Source organism: Chitinophaga agrisoli, from assembly GCF_008386695.1.
Lineage (GTDB): Bacteria > Bacteroidota > Bacteroidia > Chitinophagales > Chitinophagaceae > Chitinophaga > Chitinophaga agrisoli.
Map to the genome: position 1 here is coordinate 1 of NZ_VUOC01000062.1, position 419 is coordinate 419.

Here is a 419-nt window from a genome sequence, read left to right on the forward strand (position 1 = left end):
AACCTGCCGCCGCGCCCGTTTAATATCCGGATGCGCAGGATGACGCCGGACAGCACCACAGACCAGCTGCAGAACAAAACGCTCTGGTCGTCATACACTGAAATCATCGATGTGAAACAGTGCTACCCGTACACGGCACTGGTCGGCGTGCAGGTGGTCTCGGAGCAGTTCGGCAGCCAGCAGGTGAGCCGTAATTATCATCTGCGCGGGCGTATTCTGCAGGTGCCGTCGAACTATAACCCGCAGACGCGGCAATACAGCGGTATCTGGGACGGAACGTTTAAACCGGCATACAGCAACAACATGGCCTGGTGTCTGTGGGATATGCTGACCCATCCGCGCTACGGCATGGGGAAACGTCTTGGTGCGGCGGATGTGGATAAATGGGCGCTGTATGTCATCGGCCAGTAGAATTCGAT

General features: G+C 56.8%; 1 protein-coding gene. It reads left to right on the forward strand.

Annotation, left to right across the window (positions count from 1 at the left end; all coding sequences use genetic code 11):
- On the forward strand, window positions 1–411 hold a 411-nt coding region (gpJ, locus tag F0L74_RS32865), incomplete at its 5' end, for a TipJ family phage tail tip protein (RefSeq protein WP_438502958.1).
- Between the last annotated feature and the right edge of the window lie 8 nt (window positions 412–419).